The sequence below is a fragment of the Faecalibacterium sp. Marseille-Q3530 genome, assembly GCF_017377625.1.
Lineage (GTDB): Bacteria > Bacillota > Clostridia > Oscillospirales > Ruminococcaceae > Faecalibacterium > Faecalibacterium prausnitzii_E.
The window spans coordinates 97,559-114,317 of record NZ_JAFREH010000004.1 but is presented as its reverse complement, the minus strand read 5'-3'; the positions used below and the strand labels follow the sequence as shown (position 1 = coordinate 114,317).

19 protein-coding genes are annotated in these 16,759 nt (G+C 58.9%); 14 read left to right on the top strand and 5 right to left on the bottom strand.

The features are described from left to right. The 3 genes from J3350_RS14125 to J3350_RS05680 form a co-directional block, all read right to left on the bottom strand. The coding region (locus J3350_RS14125) for a phage holin (RefSeq protein WP_370569267.1) at positions 1-315 on the bottom strand (315 nt) is incomplete at its 3' end. After that, on the bottom strand, positions 207-1,358 hold the full coding sequence (locus tag J3350_RS05685; protein ID WP_207686002.1) for a cell wall metabolism sensor histidine kinase WalK: 1,152 nt from the start codon (positions 1,356-1,358) through the stop codon (positions 207-209). The genes J3350_RS14125 and J3350_RS05685, both read right to left, overlap by 109 nt. Continuing rightward, positions 1,355-2,032 (bottom strand): response regulator transcription factor, encoded by a 678-nt coding sequence (locus tag J3350_RS05680; protein ID WP_207686001.1) that lies wholly within the window; start codon positions 2,030-2,032, stop codon positions 1,355-1,357. Before J3350_RS05680 ends, J3350_RS05685 begins: the two co-directional genes overlap by 4 nt. A 147-nt stretch (positions 2,033-2,179) precedes the next feature. On the opposite strand from J3350_RS05680, the gene J3350_RS05675 reads away from it, so the two are divergent. The 3 genes from J3350_RS05675 to J3350_RS05665 are packed head-to-tail and all read left to right on the top strand — an operon-like array spanning position 2,180 to position 4,183. Continuing rightward, on the top strand, positions 2,180-2,326 hold the full coding sequence (locus J3350_RS05675; protein WP_005933048.1) for a CD1871A family CXXC motif-containing protein: 147 nt from the start codon (positions 2,180-2,182) through the stop codon (positions 2,324-2,326). Between the two features lie 25 nt (positions 2,327-2,351). Beyond that, positions 2,352-3,227 carry a 4Fe-4S binding protein gene (locus J3350_RS05670; protein ID WP_207686020.1) on the top strand — a complete coding sequence of 292 codons (876 nt, stop codon included), beginning with the start codon at positions 2,352-2,354 and terminating at the stop codon, positions 3,225-3,227. After that, entirely contained in the window at positions 3,224-4,183 is a 960-nt protein-coding gene (locus J3350_RS05665; protein WP_207686000.1) for a TlpA disulfide reductase family protein, read from the top strand. The genes J3350_RS05670 and J3350_RS05665 overlap by 4 nt, the downstream gene beginning before the upstream one ends. Before the next feature lie 177 nt (positions 4,184-4,360). Here J3350_RS05665 and J3350_RS05660 read toward each other — a convergent pair whose 3' ends face one another. Both J3350_RS05660 and J3350_RS05655 read right to left on the bottom strand, forming a co-directional pair. Then, positions 4,361-4,606: a phage holin gene (locus tag J3350_RS05660; RefSeq protein WP_207685999.1), complete on the bottom strand. Its 246-nt coding sequence runs from the start codon at positions 4,604-4,606 to the stop codon at positions 4,361-4,363. 34 nt (positions 4,607-4,640) lie between these two features. Continuing rightward, positions 4,641-5,270 carry a GH25 family lysozyme gene (locus tag J3350_RS05655; protein ID WP_207685998.1) on the bottom strand — a complete coding sequence of 210 codons (630 nt, stop codon included), beginning with the start codon at positions 5,268-5,270 and terminating at the stop codon, positions 4,641-4,643. Between the two features lie 632 nt (positions 5,271-5,902). Between J3350_RS05655 and J3350_RS05650 the strand changes: the two genes are divergently transcribed. From J3350_RS05650 to atpH, 11 genes are all read left to right on the top strand, one after another. Then, complete coding sequence (locus J3350_RS05650) at positions 5,903-6,967, top strand: 3D domain-containing protein (protein WP_242700151.1); 1,065 nt, start codon at positions 5,903-5,905, stop codon at positions 6,965-6,967. Positions 6,968-7,254: 287 nt separating this feature from the next. Beyond that, positions 7,255-9,531: a 1,4-alpha-glucan branching protein GlgB gene (glgB, locus tag J3350_RS05645; RefSeq protein WP_207685997.1), complete on the top strand. Its 2,277-nt coding sequence runs from the start codon at positions 7,255-7,257 to the stop codon at positions 9,529-9,531. 84 nt (positions 9,532-9,615) lie between these two features. After that, positions 9,616-10,809, top strand: a complete 1,194-nt coding sequence (locus J3350_RS05640; RefSeq protein ID WP_207685996.1) for a glucose-1-phosphate adenylyltransferase — start codon at positions 9,616-9,618, stop codon at positions 10,807-10,809. Then, entirely contained in the window at positions 10,803-11,930 is a 1,128-nt protein-coding gene (glgD, locus tag J3350_RS05635) for a glucose-1-phosphate adenylyltransferase subunit GlgD (RefSeq protein WP_097791594.1), read from the top strand. The genes J3350_RS05640 and glgD overlap by 7 nt, the downstream gene beginning before the upstream one ends. 127 nt (positions 11,931-12,057) lie before the next feature. After that, positions 12,058-13,476, top strand: coding sequence for a glycogen synthase (locus tag J3350_RS05630; RefSeq protein ID WP_097791595.1), 1,419 nt, complete (start codon positions 12,058-12,060; stop codon positions 13,474-13,476). 338 nt (positions 13,477-13,814) lie between these two features. Next, positions 13,815-14,075: an AtpZ/AtpI family protein gene (locus J3350_RS05625; RefSeq protein ID WP_097791596.1), complete on the top strand. Its 261-nt coding sequence runs from the start codon at positions 13,815-13,817 to the stop codon at positions 14,073-14,075. A gap of 17 nt (positions 14,076-14,092) precedes the next feature. Beyond that, on the top strand, positions 14,093-14,593 hold the full coding sequence (locus tag J3350_RS05620) for an ATP synthase subunit I (protein WP_097791597.1): 501 nt from the start codon (positions 14,093-14,095) through the stop codon (positions 14,591-14,593). A gap of 3 nt (positions 14,594-14,596) precedes the next feature. Further along, complete coding sequence (locus tag J3350_RS05615; RefSeq protein WP_207685995.1) at positions 14,597-15,340, top strand: F0F1 ATP synthase subunit A; 744 nt, start codon at positions 14,597-14,599, stop codon at positions 15,338-15,340. 41 nt (positions 15,341-15,381) lie between these two features. Continuing rightward, complete coding sequence (atpE, locus tag J3350_RS05610) at positions 15,382-15,663, top strand: ATP synthase F0 subunit C (protein WP_055187653.1); 282 nt, start codon at positions 15,382-15,384, stop codon at positions 15,661-15,663. Positions 15,664-15,702: 39 nt separating this feature from the next. Then, entirely contained in the window at positions 15,703-16,209 is a 507-nt protein-coding gene (atpF, locus tag J3350_RS05605) for a F0F1 ATP synthase subunit B (RefSeq protein WP_097791599.1), read from the top strand. Then, positions 16,206-16,745, top strand: coding sequence for an ATP synthase F1 subunit delta (gene atpH, locus J3350_RS05600; protein ID WP_097791600.1), 540 nt, complete (start codon positions 16,206-16,208; stop codon positions 16,743-16,745). Before atpF ends, atpH begins: the two co-directional genes overlap by 4 nt. The last annotated feature ends 14 nt before the right edge of the window (positions 16,746-16,759 follow it).

Below are 16,759 nucleotides of genomic sequence, written 5' to 3'. Positions count from 1 at the left end.
GAGGGCGGCGGCCACGGTCAGGCCGGTGGAGACCAGCTGCTCCAGCTGGGCCGACTCGATGGGCAGCACCGCGTGGCCGGTGGTGCTGAGGATCTGGTTGGTCAGGGCCAGCGCCAGCGCGGCGGTGCGGGCAATGGTCGAGGGCGAGATCTTGTGCAACCGATGCAGGGCGGCAAGCGAAGCGGCGAAAAACGAATAAAAGGGTTTTAGGGCTTCGTTGATTGTTGCGTTGGCAACACCACCGCAATGGTAGTGCCCTTCTCCGAACTTTTCTCTACCCAAACGGAGCCGCCGTGGAGGTCGGCGATCTCCCATACCAGTGAGAGTCCCAGTCCTGCGCCACCGTATTCCCGGCTGCGAGACTTGTCCACCCGGAAGAAGGGCTGGAAGATACTGCGCTGATACACCTCCGGGATGCCGCAGCCGGTGTCGGAGACACGGAGCAGGAGCTTTTCCAACTCCTGAGTAACAGAAACCCGTACCGAGCCACCCGGCCGGTTGTACTTGACAGCATTCTCTGTCAGGTTGAAGATCAGCCGGTAGATCAGTGCATCGCTGCCGGTCATAATGCCGTCGCCCTCCGCCGTCAGCGTGACGCCGAGCTTATCTGAGAGCGGCGCAAGATCTGTGAAGATCTCCTCGATCATGGGAGCGAGCTGGATCCGCTCGTTCCGCGCCACCTGCTGCAAATTGCTCATCTCCAGCAGCGTCTTGGTCATCTGCGTCAGCCGCTCCGTCTGCTCGCGCAAAAGCGTGAGGAATTCCGCCGTCTCCGGTCGCACATCAGGATGCTCCGCGGAAAACAGCTCCAACTGCGCCTGCATTAGTGCCAGTGGCGTGCGCAGTTCGTGGGCGGCGTTGCCGGTGAACTGCCGCTGGGCGGAAAAGGCGTTGTTCAGCCGCTCCAGCATCTGGTTAAATGAGCGGCTCAGCTGCCGGAACTCCGAAATAGCATCTTCATCGATCCTCATATCGGCAAGATTGTTCAGCTGCACCTGCTCCACCTGCGAGGTAAAGCTGCGCAGGGGCTTGAGAGCGCGTCCGCTGACGAAATAGGCGAGGATGCCGCTGAGCAGCGTTACCGCCGCCGTGATGTACCAGTTGGTGGTGCGGAAGCGCCCCTGTACCCCATCGACGACGATGGTCAACTCTTCGTTGGGCGCTATGAGCTGCGGGTCAAAGCTCGCCGCTCCGCTATCATTCAGGATCACCGTGCCGCCGCCCTGTAAGCTGTCCGCAATGGTGTCCATATAGTACACACCGGAGGAGCACAGCAGCAGATTCATGGCCACGCAGGTGACGCCGATGAGCAGGACGGACATCAGCGTGATGCGCCACTGCAAGGAAAGCCGCTTCATTCCTCCTCGCCTCCCATCAGATAGCCCTCGCCGATGCGGTTGCGGATGGGGTCATAGCCCAGCACGGCCCGCAGCTTCTTACGCAGGGCGGAGATATGGACGCGAATGGAATTGCTGAAGCTGTCCACGCTGTTGTCCCAAACATGCTCCATCAGCTCCTCCTGACTCACGGGCCGCCCCTGATGCACCATTAGGTATTCGAGTATCCCCGTTTCCTTGCGGGTGAGCGTCAGCAGCTGCCCGTTGACAGCGGCGGTGCGGGAGCGAGTGTCAAAGGTTAAAGCTCCGCAGCTTAGCAGCACATCCTGCTGGGTGAACTGCCGCAATGTCAGGCTGCGGATGCGGGCCTCCAGCTCGGCAAGATGAAAGGGCTTTGCAAGATAGTCGTTTGCCCCGGCGTCCAGCCCCTGCACCTTGTCCTCCACCTCGCTGCGGGCGGAGAGGATCAGCACCCGCGTCTCTCGGTCGGTCTGCCGCAGGGCGCGCAGCACCGTCATGCCGTCCTTTTTCGGCAGATTCAGATCAAGAAGTACCAGATCGTAGCACTCCACGCCCAGCAACTCCAGAGCCTTCTCCCCGTCGTAGCAGTAGTCCACGCTGTAGGCCAGCCGTCGCAGGCTGCGGACGATTGTTTCACACAGAGCGCGTTCGTCTTCAATTACTAAAAGGTGCATGAGAGCCCTCCTTTTTATTTCTCCGTTTTTATGTTGCTTTCATTATAGCAGAAATAGATAAGGTTTGCGTTAAGTTTTCGTTCTTAACAGAGACTTTAACTCTCCCGCGCTATGATGGGGGCAGAAAATCGGAAAGGATGATGAAAAATGAGCTGCGGGAAAAAGGCTGCGGCGCAGATCGCGCTGCTGATGGCCGGAGTCGCCATGCTGTGCTTCGGCGTATGGCGGGGCGAGGCGGCGACGGTGCTGAGCAAAGCCATCAAGCTATGTCTGGAGTGTGTGGGCATTGGATAAGAAGCTTTCAGGCGTTTCGCAGACCATGTCCCGCTTCCGGGGCTGGATTCAGGCGGGTGCGACGCTGCTGACCAACCTGCACCTGCCAAACTTCCTTAAGGGAGGACTGTATCAGGGCGCTGGGAAAACCGTTTGCGTGCCGGGGCTGAACTGCTACTCCTGTCCAGCGGCCTCCGGAGCCTGTCCCATCGGGGCGTTTCAGGCGGTGGTGGGGTCTTCCAAGTTCAGCTTCTCCTATTATATCACAGGCTTTCTCATTTTGCTGGGAGTCCTGCTGGGACGCTTTATCTGTGGTTTTCTGTGTCCCTTCGGCTGGCTTCAGGAGCTGCTGCATAAGATCCCGACGAAGAAGCTCTCCACAAAGAAACTCAAGCCCCTGACATACCTCAAGTACGCTGTCCTGCTGGTGATGGTCCTCCTGCTGCCGGCGTTCCTTGTGAACGACGTTGGCATGGGCGACCCCTTCTTCTGCAAATACCTCTGTCCCCAGGGCGTGCTGGAGGGGGCCATCCCGCTGTCCCTTGCCGATTCCGGCATCCGGGCGGCGCTGGGTAGCCTATTTACATGGAAATTCGGTATCTTGCTGGCGGTGATCGTGCTGAGCGTGGTATTCTACCGTCCCTTCTGCAAGTGGCTGTGCCCGCTTGGCGCGTTTTACGCACTGTTCAACCGGGTGTCCCTCTTCCAGATGAAGGTGGATAAAAACAAGTGCGTCTCCTGCGGGAAATGCGCCAGAGCCTGCAAGATGGACGTGGATGTGACGAAAACGCCCAACCATACCGAGTGCATCCGCTGCGGGATGTGCATCCGTGCCTGTCCGACGAACGCCGTCAGCTTCCGCTACGGCTTTGGCGATGGAAAAGAAACTACAACAAAAATAAATACGGAGGAATCAAAATGAAGTTTCAAAAGTTTACTGCGCTGCTGCTGGCGGTCCTGCTGGTGCTGTCTTTGGCGGCGTGCGGCACAAAGGACAACGAAAAAAAAGCGGATATGAGCAGCAATGATTCTGCCATGACCGACGAGCAAAAAAATGCCGAGGAGGCGCTTGCCCTACACAAAAAGCTGATGGAACAGGAGAACACGATTCTCTCGCAGAACACTGCGCTCTGGGAAAAGGTTTTCATGGCGGCTGATAAGGGCATGACCTTGCAGGAGGACGGAAAAAATTACGGCGAGTTCCTGCTGGATACCATCGAGGGTGCCAAAGACCAGTTCACCGACGAAGAGTATGAGATGCTGAAGGAGTCGGCCACGGAGATCAGCAATATCGAGAACAAGCTGACCGAGCTGGAAAACAAGTACCCCGAGATCATGCAGGAATCCATCGACGGCGATATGAGCGTGCCCGCAGGCAGCGACATGACCAATCCGCCCGACGACGGCAGTATGCAGAAGTTCCCCGCATTTGAGGGCAAAGACTTGGATGGGAATCCGGTGAAGAGCGACGAGCTGTTTTCCGCCAACGCCGTCACCGTGGTGAATTTCTGGTTCACCACCTGCAATCCCTGCGTGGGCGAGCTTTCCGAGCTGGACGCACTGAACAAGGAACTTGCGAAGAAGGGCGGCGCACTCATCGGTGTCAACACCTTCACATTGGATGGCGATGAAACGGCAATTTCCGAAGCAAAAGATGTACTGGCCAAGAAGGGCGTGACTTACCAGAATGTGTATTTCGCTTCCGACGGCGAGGCGGGAAAGTTCACTACAAACATTTTTGCCTACCCCACCACCTATGTGGTTGACCGCAACGGCAATATCGTGGGTGACCCCATCGTAGGCGCCATCACGGAAAAGAAGCAGGCGGAGACGCTGCAAAAGCTCATCGACCAGGCTCTTGCCGCCGATATGGGCTGACAAACGAATTTATCTTCTCAGAAAGGAGGGATACCCTCAAACTGTACGTTTGCAACCCTGCTTCGGCAGGGTTGTTTTTGTTATAGCTGGTTTTTCGCTGAACGGGGGTGCGCGGCTGCATCGCGGCCCCGGACAGCACGGAGGGCCCGGTGCGCCATGCACCGGGCCCTCATCTGTTTACTGGCCGCTCTTCAGTTTGTAGAAGTAGTCATCGGCTTCGATGGCCTCCGGGGTGAACGAGTTGTTCTTCCACCAGCTGACGAGGGCGGCGGCCACGGTCAGGCCGGTGGAGACCAGCTGCTCCAGCTGGGCCGACTCGATGGGCAGCACCGCGTGGCCGGTGGTGCTGAGGATCTGGTTGGTCAGGGCCAGCGCCAGCGCGGCGGTGCGGGCAATGGTCGAGGGCGAGATCTTGTGCTTCATAAAAACTCCTTTCGTTCCGGGTGATGTGCGGGGCTCAGCCGGAGAAGCGGCCAAGCCCCGCGCGGCGGCAGAGGGCGGGGTAGTCCTTGTAGGCGCGGCTCAGATCGACAGGGCCGTCGATGCCCGCCACATGGCCTGTGCTGGTGTACTGCCACATCCCGTGGGGGCGGGTGGGGCGCTTGCCGCGGTAATCGGCGAGCCAGAGGTCGTAGGCGGTGAGTGCATCCATCGCAAGGGCGGTGTCCGCAAAATTCGTGTAGGTGTAGACCATGGCGTAGAGATTCCAGGCTTCGAGCTGGGCGGCGGCCTGGGTCACCCGCTGCGCGAGCGCGGCAGGGGAGAGGAAGCGCAGCCGGGCGTCCTCCACATCAATGGCAAGGGGCAGCTGGAACGTTTTCCCGCGCAGCGCGGCCCGCAGGGCGTTGAGCTCGGCTTCGGTCTGACGGGAGGTGACGGCGCAGGTGTAATAGTAGCCGCCCACCGGGATGCCGCGCGCTGTGCAGGCAGCATGATTGCGCTCGAACTGCGGGTCAGGGTAGGGCTGGCCGTTTCGGCTGCCCAGCACCCGCAGCATCACGCCGTCGATGGCACCGGAACGCTGCACCGCGTCCCAGTCTATGCAGCCCTGCCAGCGGGAGACATCCAGCACCCGCAGCGGGGTCATCGGATGGCCTCCGGGCGGTGGGCCGGATACGGTGTTTGTGTCATGGAACAGACCTCCTTTCTGCTGTTGTCCCGATTGTACAGCCGGGATACGAAATGCGAAAGTGTGGTCTTTTTTCTTGCGGATCTTTGCCGTTCGGCATTTTGCCAAGGGATGTTTCCGGGGCAGAAAAGCAGGGGCAGAACAGGGCCTTTTTGGGAGTAATTCTGGGTGCATTTTCGGGCGGAAAATGGCGTCTGTGAATGGTTTGTGATGACAAAAATCAAGGGAAATTCGGTCGATTTCCGGCTTTGAAACAGCACTTGAATGTTAAAAAATTATGAACAAATCATGCCCGGATTTTGCAAAAAAATCGGGAAGAATCGCTCGAAAATTTCGCGCATACGGGAAAACTGTGTACAAAATTCACAAAAAACTATGTTAAGAATCTAGCAAACTGGAAATGTCAAATTTGACAAATCGGTTTTGGTCTGCTAAAATAGCTTCCGCTCAACGGACGTTGCAGCGTATAAAATTCATCACATTGAAGTGAAAAGCCGCACTGCGGCTCCCGAATACGGAGTGAAGAAACTCCGTGCCACGGCGGGTATTGGAAGGCCCGCATCGTATTCCAAACTGTAAAAAGAGAGGAGTTGTTCCGTATCGCTTCCGTCAAATTTCAAAAAGCATTGAGCGGCCGCACCCGTGCCGCCGCCCCCCGTGTGCTGGCGTTCTGCGTCATGGCCGTGAGCCTGTTGTTCACGCTGGCCGTGACCGCCGCGAATCTGCGGCTGACCTACGTCACTGACTCCTATGGTGCGCGGCAACTGGTGGTCAGCACTGACGCTGACAGCGACCCCGCCCGCGTGATGAGCCTTTCCGGCATGGAGGCCGAAGAGGGCGACCATGTCTATTACACCGCGTTCAGCGGCAGCCTGGCTTCCCTGAACATCGAGCGCGCATTCACCGTGACCATCCAGGCCGACGACCAGGAGTATCCGGTGAAGATGGCCTTTGGCACCGTTGCCGATGCGCTGGAACGCGCCGGCATCACCCTGGATGAAGAGGACTACACCGAGCCTGCACTGGATCAGCTGGTCACAGCAGGCAGCAGCATCGTGGTCCACCGCGTCGATTATCAGGATAAGGTCGAGACGCAGGCCATCCCCTACGATACCGAGTATGTCTACACCAGCCTGTACTTCCGCAACACCGGCCGTGCCACCACGTTACAGCACGGCTCGGAGGGCCAGCAGGCCGTGACCACCCGCGAACGCTGGGTGGACGGTGAGCTGGAAAACAGCATGGTGGTCGATGTGACCACCACGGTGGAGCCCACCAATCATGTCGTCAAGACCTACGGTGCCGGTGCGCCTGTTTCGCCGCTGACCGGCACGGACGGCACCACCAATGCGCCCGCTTCCTACAGCAGGGTCCTCACCGGCAAAGCCACCGGCTACTATTCCAAGTCCGGTAAGGGCTCTTCCGGTCTGGGCCTGGGCTACGGCACGGTCGCCGTGGACCCGGACGTCATCCCCTACGGTACGCTGCTGTATATCACTTCCACCGATGGCCGCTTCGTTTACGGCTACGCCATCGCGACCGACACCGGCATCGCCGTTCAAAAGGGCGAGATCCTCGTGGACCTGTTCTACGAGACCTACGCCGAGTCGGTCATCAATGGGGCGATCCAGGTCAATGTTTACGTTGTGAACTGAGTCTTTGGAACCCCCGCGCACACGGAATGAACAGAACATCTGCCCCCGCTCTTTGTTGCATTTTGCACAGAGAACGGGTGCAGATGTTCTTTTTTGTTTTATATTCCGTCAGGTTTACCTATAATTTTTGCATAAATTTAGCTAGGTTGTCTATATCACTAAAATATCCTCGAAAAGATTATGGTACATTTTCCGGAAAAAGCCTTGAAAAATGTGCCAAAATTCTTTAATATAAGAGAGTAAAAAGGTATAGGCCCCTCTGCGGCCTGTACGGGGAGGAGCTGTTTATGAAACCGACGGAAGAAAAAATCCATACGGATCCATCGGATCTGCCGATCTATCTGTTCAAGCAGGGCAATAACTGCGAAGCATACCGCTACTTCGGTGCACACATCGAGACCCGCGCCGGAGAGTCCGGTGTCGTGTTCCGCGTCTGGGCACCTCATGCCGCCGCCATCAGCGTGGTGGGTGATTTCAACAGCTGGAAGCCGGGCAGCCACCCGATGCATAAGGTGGATCAGGACTCGGTCTGGGAGCTGTTCATCCCCGGCATGAAGGAATATGACGTTTACAAATATTGCGTGACCACCCGCGCGGGCGACCTTGTCTACAAGGCTGACCCGTATGCCTTCCACGCCGAGACCCGGCCGTCCAACGGCAGCAAGGTCTACGACCTGAACGGCTTTGCGTGGCACGATGCCGCATGGCAGGAGGCCCAGAAGAAGGCCGATGTCATCAACGGCCCGATGAACATCTACGAGATGCACGTTGGCAGCTGGAAGACCAAGGGCGAGAATATTCCCTACAACTATTCCGAGCTGGCCGACCAGCTTATCCCGTACATCACCGAGATGGGCTACACCCATGTCGAGCTGCTGCCAGTCATGGAATATCCCTTTGACGGCAGCTGGGGCTATCAGGTCACGGGCTATTTTGCCCCCACCAGCCGCTACGGCACCCCCAAGGATCTCATGGCCTTTGTGGATAAGCTCCATGCCGCCGGCATCGGCGTCATCATGGACTGGGTGCCCGCGCACTTCCCGAAGGACCAGTTCGGCCTGTACCGGTTTGACGGCGAGCCCTGCTACGAGGACCCGAACCCCAAGCGCGGCGAGCACAAGGAGTGGGGTACCATGGTGTTCGACTTCGGCCGCAGCGAGGTGCAGAGCTTCCTCATCTCCAGCGCACTGTACTGGCTGGAACAGTACCACATCGACGGCCTGCGCGTGGACGCCGTGGCCTCCATGCTGTATCTGGACTATAACCGCAAGCAGGGTGAATGGGAGCCCAACAAGGACGGCGGCAAGGAGAATCTGGAAGCCGTTGCGTTCCTGCGCAAGCTGAACGATACCGTCCTGGGCCGCCACCCCCACAAGTACATGATCGCGGAGGAATCCACGGCCTGGCCGATGGTCACCAAGCCTGCATCGGACGGCGGCTTGGGCTTCAACTTCAAGTGGAACATGGGCTGGATGAACGACATGCTCAGCTACATGAAGACCGACCCGCTCTTCCGCGCCGGCAACCACAACAAAGTCACCTTCAGCTTCTTCTATGCCTTCAGTGAGAACTTCGTACTGCCCATCAGCCACGACGAAGTCGTCCACGGCAAGGGGAGCCTCATCAATAAAATGCCCGGTGAGTACGAGGCCAAGTTCGCCAACCTGCGCACCTTCTTCGGCTACATGATGGCCCACCCCGGCAAGAAGCTGCTGTTCATGGGCCAGGAGTTCGGCCAGTTCGCCGAGTGGAACGAGAACAAGCAGCTGGACTGGATGCTGCTGGGCTACGACAAGCACACCGAGCTGCAGAACTACGTCAAGACCCTGAACGCCTTCTACAAAGAGCATCCGGCGTTCTGGCAGATCGATTACAGCTGGGAGGGCTTCCAGTGGATCGTGCCGGACGACTCGCAGCAGAGCGTGGTCGCCTTCCTGCGCAAGGATGCGGCGGGCAAGCAGATCCTGATCGTCTGCAACTTCAACCCCGTCCTGCGTGAGGGCTACACCCTGGGCGCACCGGTGGCGGGGACCTACAGGGAAGTGCTGAACAGCGACGACGAAGCCTTCGGCGGTTCGGGCGCTGTCCACAACAAGGCCGTCCGCACCCACAAGAAGCCGCTGCACGGCTTTGAACAGAGCATCACCATCACCCTGCCGCCCATGAGCACCCTCTACTTCGAGGTGCCCACCAAGCGCACCCGCAAGGCGGCAGACCCGGCCAAGGCCGACGAAAAGGCAGCACCCAAGAAGAACGCTGCCAAGGCCGAAAAGGCGGAGAAGGCACCCAAGAAGACCACCCGCGCCACCAAGGCGAAGACGGAGAAGGCCGCGGAGGAAAAGCCTGCAAAGGCCGAAAAGCCTGCCAAGGCAGAGAAACCGGCCAAGGCCGCAAAACCCAGAAAGACCTCCGCAAAGGCCGAACCGGCCGAGAAGGCTGCGCCTGCGGAAAAGCCCAAGCGCACCCGCAAGACCAAAGCAGAAGCTGCCCCTGCGGCAGACGCTGCACCGGCAAAGCCCACCCGCAAGCCCCGCGCCAAAAAGGCAGCAGAGCCCAAAGAGTGAGCCGTGCGCACAGACCATTCACATCGTTAGACCATTTCCAATTCCAAACCAACTCGGAAATGTGTAAAAGGGGAGAATAAAGCTATGGCAAAAGAAATTGTGGCAATGATCCTTGCCGGCGGACGTGGTTCGCGCTTGTATGCGCTGACACAGAAAACGGCAAAACCGGCGGTCGGTTTCGGCGGCAAATACCGCATCGTGGACTTCCCGCTGTCCAACTGCGTCAACTCCAACATTGATACCGTTGGCATCGCGACCCAGTATCAGCCCCAGAAGTTGAACGAGTACATCGGCAACGGCCAGCCCTGGGACCTTGACCGCCTGCACGGCGGTGTGCACACCCTGCCGCCGTATGAGCAGGCCAAGGGCACCGACTGGTACAAGGGCACCGCAAACGCCATCTACCAGAACATCAGCTTCATCGACAATTATGACCCGGAGTATGTCATCATCCTGTCCGGCGACCAGATCTGCAAGCAGGACTATGCAGACTTCCTCCGCTTCCACAAGGAGAAGGGCGCAGAGTTCTCGGTCGCCGTCATGGAAGTCGATTGGAAGGAAGCTTCCCGCTTCGGCCTGATGGTCGCAGACGAGAACGACAAGATCACCGAGTTCCAGGAGAAGCCTCCGGTCCCGAAGTCCAACCTGGCTTCCATGGGCATCTACATCTTCAACTGGGACGTCCTGAAGAAGTATCTGGAAGAGGACGAGGCAGACCCCAACTCCAAGAACGACTTCGGCATGAACATCATCCCGGCCCTGCTGCGTGACGGCCGCAAGATGTATGCGTACCGCTTTGCAGGCTACTGGCGCGACGTCGGCACCATCGACAGCCTGTGGGAGGCCAACATGGAGGTCCTCGACCCGGAGAACTCCGGCATCGACATCTTCGATAAGACCTGGAAGATCTACAGCCGCAACCCCGTTCTGCCGGCCCAGAAGATCGGCCCCCGCGCCGTCGTGCAGGACTCCCTCGTCACGGAGGGCTGCAAGATCTACGGCAATGTCCGGCACTCGGTCCTGAGCGCAGGCGTCGTCGTGGAAGAGGGCGCTACCGTGGAAGATGCCGTTCTGATGGACGGCGTCGTGGTCAAGGCGGGCGCTGTGGTCAAGCGCTGCATCCTCGCTGAGGATGTCGTCGTGGGTGCCGGTGCAAAGATCGGCGGCGACGGCGCCATCGCACATGTGGGCACCGGCCTGACCGTCGGTGCAGGCGCGACCGTCAAAGAGGGCGCCAAAGTATTTGATTCCGTCAAGGAGGGCGAGGAAGTATGCTGAGCCAGAACAACAATGCGTTGGGTATCATTTTCCCCAACAGCTATGACACCACCGTGCCTGAACTCGTGACCGAGCGCGCGATGGCATCCATCCCGTTTGCAGGCCGTTACCGCATGGTGGACTTCGTGCTGTCCAGCATGGCGAACTGCGGCATTTCCAACGTGTCCATCGTCGTGCGCAAGAACTACCACTCTCTGATGGACCATCTGGGCACCGGCCGTGAGTGGGATATGGCCCGCCGTCACGGCGGCCTGAACATCGTGCCTCCCTTTGCAGAAAAGGGTGTGCGCATCTATTCCGGCCGTGTCGAGGCTCTGGGCTCCATCCTGAACTTCCTGGAGAATCAGAAGGAGCGCTACGTCGTCATGAGCGATGCCAACATCGCCATCAACTACGACTTCAACACCCTGCTGGCCGCTCATCAGGCCAGTGGTGCCGATGTGACCATCGCATACCAGAAGACCGAGATCCCCGAAGGCCGCAAGAACGACAACTACACCCTGACCGTTGATGCCGACGGCCGCGTGACCGAGCTGCTGTTCAACGATTACCGCCCCGGCGTCCAGAATCTGGACCTGAACATCTACGTTCTGGAGCGCGAGACCCTGATCAAGCTGGTCAAGGACGCCACCGCCCGCGGCCTGATCTACTTTGAGCGCGACATCCTGGCACACAACGTCAACATCCTGAACATCCGCGCTGTGGAGTACACCGGCTATGTGGCTCACATCTGCGATATGAAGAGCTACTTCGACGAGAACCTGAAGCTCATCGACGAGAAGAACCTGGACGCTCTGTTCCCCAAGGGGAGCCCCATCTACACCAAGATCCGCGACGACAACCCCGTCCGCTACGTCAACGGTTCCTGCGTGGAGAACTCTCTGCTGGCCGACGGCTGCGTCATCGAGGGCACGGTTGAGAACTGTGTGCTCTTCCGCGGCGTCAAGGTCAAGAAGGGTGCGGTCGTCAAGAACTGCGTCCTGATGCAGGACACCATCGTGGAAGCCAATGCGCAGCTGGAGTGCGTCGTCACCGACAAGAATGTCCGCGTGACCGCTGGCAAGAAGCTGTCCGGCACCGAGAGCTTCCCTGTTTACGTGCAGAAGAACCACATGGTCTGATGCGCTTCCTTTGATTTTTTCACAGGGGCGGCTCCCTCCCCGGTAGCCCCTCTCGGAAAGAGGGGCGGGGGCAGCTTTGCCCCCGCCCACTCTTTGTTTCAACCGCTTTTCTGAAAGGAGCGATCTTATGAAAATCCTCTATGCTGCTTCGGAAGCAACTCCCTTTGCGAAATCCGGCGGTCTGGCCGATGTTGCAGGCTCTCTGCCCAAGGCTCTGGTCAAGGATGGCGTGGATGCCCGCGTCATCATGCCGCTGTACGGCGACCTGAAGATGCGTGACCGGCTGGAATACGTCACCAACTACTCGGTGCCGGTGGGCTGGCGCAGCCAGTACTGCGGCCTGTTCAAGGCCGAAGTGAACGGCGTGACCTACTACTTCCTCGACAACGAATATTACTTCCGCCGCCGTGGTCTGTACGGCTTCTACGATGACGGTGAGCGCTTCGCCTTCTTCTCCCGCGCCGTGCTGGAGACCCTGTTCTACATCGACTTCACCCCGGACATCATCAACTGCAACGACTGGCAGACCGCTCTGGTGCCCGTTTACCTGAATCTGTACTACCGTCATCTGGACAAGTTCAACCGGATCAAGACCATCTTCACCATCCACAACATCGCCTATCAGGGCAAGTACGGCACCGACATTCTGGAGGACACCTGCGGCATCGGCCGCCGCGACCAGCACATCGTCGAGTACGATGGCTGCGCCAACTTCATGAAGGGTGCCTTCGAGACGGCTGACAAGATCACCACCGTCAGCCCCACCTATGCGCAGGAGATCCTGGACCCCTGGTTCAGCTACGGTCTGGATGCCCTGCTGCGCGAGAAGCAGTATAAGCTGTGCGGCATCCTGAACGGCATCGACATGGAGGCGAATGATCCCGCCACCGACCCGAAGATCCCCTTCAACTACGACATCACCAACTTTGAAGAGGGCAAGGCAAAGTGCAAGGAAGCATTGCAGGACAAGTTCGGCCTGAACAAGGACGGCAGCCCCGTCTTCGCCATGGTCAGCCGCATGGTCGGCATGAAGGGCTTCGACCTGGTGCAGAGCATCGCCGACGGTCTGGTGGACCGCGGCATCGAGCTGGTCATCCTGGGCAGCGGCGAGAGCCAGTATGAGAACTTCTTCTCCGAGCTGTGCGCCCGCCACCCCGGCCGCGTTGGCACCTACATCGGCTTCGAGCCGGCACTGTCGCAGGAGATCTACGCCGGTGCAGACGTCTTCATCATGCCGTCCAAGAGCGAGCCCTGCGGTCTGGCCCAGATGGTCGCCTGCCGTTACGGCACACCTCCCATCGTCCGCGAGACCGGCGGCCTGCGCGACTCCATCCACGACTGCACCCTCGGCGAGGGCAACGGCTTCACCTTTGCGGGCTACAGCGCCCACGAGCTGTATGACGCCTGCTGCCGTGCACAGGACCGCTACTACAACAAGGAGGACTGGCACAACCTCGTCAAGCACGACATGGAATGCGACTTCAGCTGGGACCTCTCGGCCAAGAGCTATGAGGGTCTGTACAACGAGACCGCAAACCTCTGGTAAATTCGACCAATTCCATACACTCCAGCCCTGCCGGGCCTCTGTACTGCACAGGGGCCCGGCGGGGCTTTTTGCTGTCAAGGGGCAGACTGAACAAAGACTCTATCACTTTTTTGTGGAGGATGCGATGAACGGCGGACAAAAATCCACCGGGGGAGGACAGTTGTGAAGTAAGTATAAACAAACTATGAAGATTTCACAGAATTTGGTGGAGAATTGATTGAAAAAACCGACGGTTTGAATTATACTATCCCTATGAGGGTCTTGCATGGAAGAGATCCTTTGCGAAAGAGCCGCCGCATGGGGTGCCTGCGGCGGGCAGACCAGAAGGAGGAACGCCGTTGAAGGGCTTATACAAAGCACTGGAGGATATCGTGTGGCTGACGCAGCTGGGTTTGTCCATGCTGCTGCCGCTGCTGCTCTGTCTGGGCGGCTGCTGGTGGGCAGTGAACCGCTGGGGCTGGCCGGAGTGGGTGTATCTTCCGGGCGTTTTTCTGGGGCTGGCCGCAGGGGCACAAAATTTCTGGGTCTTTGCCAGGGAGCGGATGGAACGCGCCAAAAAGGAGAAGACTTCTCGTGTCGGCTTCAATTCGCATCAATGAACGTTGGAGGGTTTGCTATGAAATTGCAGCCGGAGTCCAAAAAGGAACTGCTGCGCATCGCCTGCGGCACCGCCATCTGTACGGCGGCCATGTGGGTGCTTTTTGCAGCGCTGCACCTGGTGGGCTGGGTCCGGTTCGACTACACGGTCGTGCTGGGCGGTCTGGTGGGTGCAGCCGTCGCCATCGCAAACTTTGCGGGCATCTGCTTCGTGGTGCAGAAGATCATCGACGAGCAGGATGAGAAGCGCCGCAAAGCCAAACTACAGCTTTCCCACAACAGCCGGATGCTGTTGCAGGCCGTCTGGGTCATCGTGGCCATCGCCGCGCCCTGCTTCCAGCCGTTTGCCAGTGTCCTGCCGCTGTTTTTCCCGCGGATCACCATTTATTACCTGCAAATAACGGGCAAGTACAAGCCCCTTGCGCAGGCAGCCCCCGCACAGGACGTCTCGGTGGAAGACGAACCGGTGCAGGCCGCCGCGCAGGCCGAAGCTCCCGGCGAAAAAGGGGGTGAAACCTAACAAATGGAACTGAACGGCGCAAAGATCCTGTATACCATCCATACGGATATCCCCATTCTGGGCGATTTCAAGATCACCCAGACCCTTGTGAGTACCTGGATCGTGATGGCGCTGCTGACGGCGCTGGCCTTCTGGCTGGGGCATGACCTGAAACTGGAAAATGTCTCCAAGCGGCAGGCCGCCGCCGAGTTCATCGTGGAACGGCTCGATCAGTTCGTGCACGAAAACATGGGCACACACTTTGACCGGTATATCCCGCTGGTCGGCGCGATCTTCGCGCTGAGCATCGGGTGCAACCTGATCAGCGTGGTGGGCCTGTGGAGCCCCACGGCCGACCTCAACACCGAGGCTGCGTGGGCCATCGTCGTCTTCGTCCTCATCATGTACTACAAGATCACGACGAACGGCATCCTCTCGTATCTGAAGGGCCTGCTCGACCCCATCTTCATCATGGCACCCATCAACGTCCTGTCGGAGCTTTCGACCCCCGTCAGCATGGCGTTCCGTCACTTTGGCAACATCCTGTCCGGCACAGTCATCTCCACCCTGCTGTACTGGGCGCTGGCAAGCCTGAGCCATGTCATATTCGGCTGGCTGCCCGGCTTCCTGAGCCAGATCCAGCTGTTCCAGATCGGCATCCCGGCCTTTACGGGCCTGTATTTCGACTGGTTCGGCGGCTGCATCCAGGCATTCATCTTCTGTACCCTGACCACCATTTTCATCAAACGTGCTGCCGGTGAAGAATGAGCCGGCATCCCCCAAAAACATTTTTTCAGGAGGACACTATTATGACTGACTTTCAACTTCTGGCTCGTGGTATCGCTCTGGCAGGCTGCGGCATCGGCGCAGGCCTGGCACTGATTGCAGGTATCGGCCCTGGTATCGGCGAAGGCAACGCCGCCGCTGCGGCTTGTGAGGCCGTTGGCCGCCAGCCCGAATGCAAGAGCGACGTCACCAGCACCCTGATCCTGGGTGTTGCACTGTCTGAGACGACCGGTATCTACGGCTTCGTCACCGGCCTGCTGCTGATCTTCCTCGCACCCGGCATGTTCATGAACTATCTGGGCTGAGCACTCCCCGAACAATAAGAAACGAAAGGGGAGACGCTTATGCAACTTTATCAGGCATTGATCACGCTGGATGGCTGGACCTTTCTGGCCCAGATCTGCAACCTGATGATCCAGCTGGTGATCTTCAAAAAGCTGCTGCTGAACCCGGTCAAAAAGGTCATCGCCGAGCGCAAGGCCAAGGCCGACAGCCAGATCGCGGACGCGCAGAAGCTCCGCACCGAGGCCGAGGCCATGAAGGCGGAGTATGAGCAGAACCTGCAGAATGCCCGCAACGAGGCCAACCAGATCGTGGCGTCGGCGCAGAAGACCGCCGCAGCCCGCAGCGAAGAGCTGCTGGGTGAGGCCCGCGCCCAGGCCGCTGCCCTGAAGCAGAAGGCCGAGGCCGACATTGCGCAGGAGCGCAAGAAGGCCGTCAACGAGGCCAAGGACGAGATCGGCGGCATGGCGATGGAGATCGCCTCCAAGGTGGTCGAGCGCGAGATCAAGGAAGCCGACCACAAGGACCTGATCGACGAATTTATCAAAAATGTGGGTGAAGCATCATGACCGAGATCGCAAGGATGTACGGCGGAAGTCTGTACGACCTGGCCGCGGAGGAAGGGCTTGAGACCCGCATCCTGGAAGAGCTGGACGCGGTGGCGGACATCCTGAAACAGGACCCGGAGTACCTCCACCTGCTCAGCATCCCCAGCATCCCCAAAAAGGAGCGCTGCGCCCTGCTGGACGAGGCGTTCCGGGGCAAAGTCCACCTCTATGTGCTGAACTTTGTGAAGATCCTCTGCGAAAAGGGCACCCTGCGGGAGCTGCCCGGCTGCGCACGGGCCTTCCGCGTGAAATACAATCAGGCGCATGGCATCCTCGAAGCAACTGCGGTCACGGCCGTGCCCATGTCGGCAGACCAGACCGCCCGCCTGCACGAGAAGCTGGAGGCTGTCACCGGCAAAACGATCGACCTCAGGACCAAAGTGGATGCAGCCGTTCTGGGCGGCATCCGGCTGGACATCGAGGGCACCGAGCTGGACGGCACGGTCAAAAACCGGCTGGCCAGCCTGCGCCGCAGCATTGCAGGCATTACCGTTTAATCCGCCCCAAGATT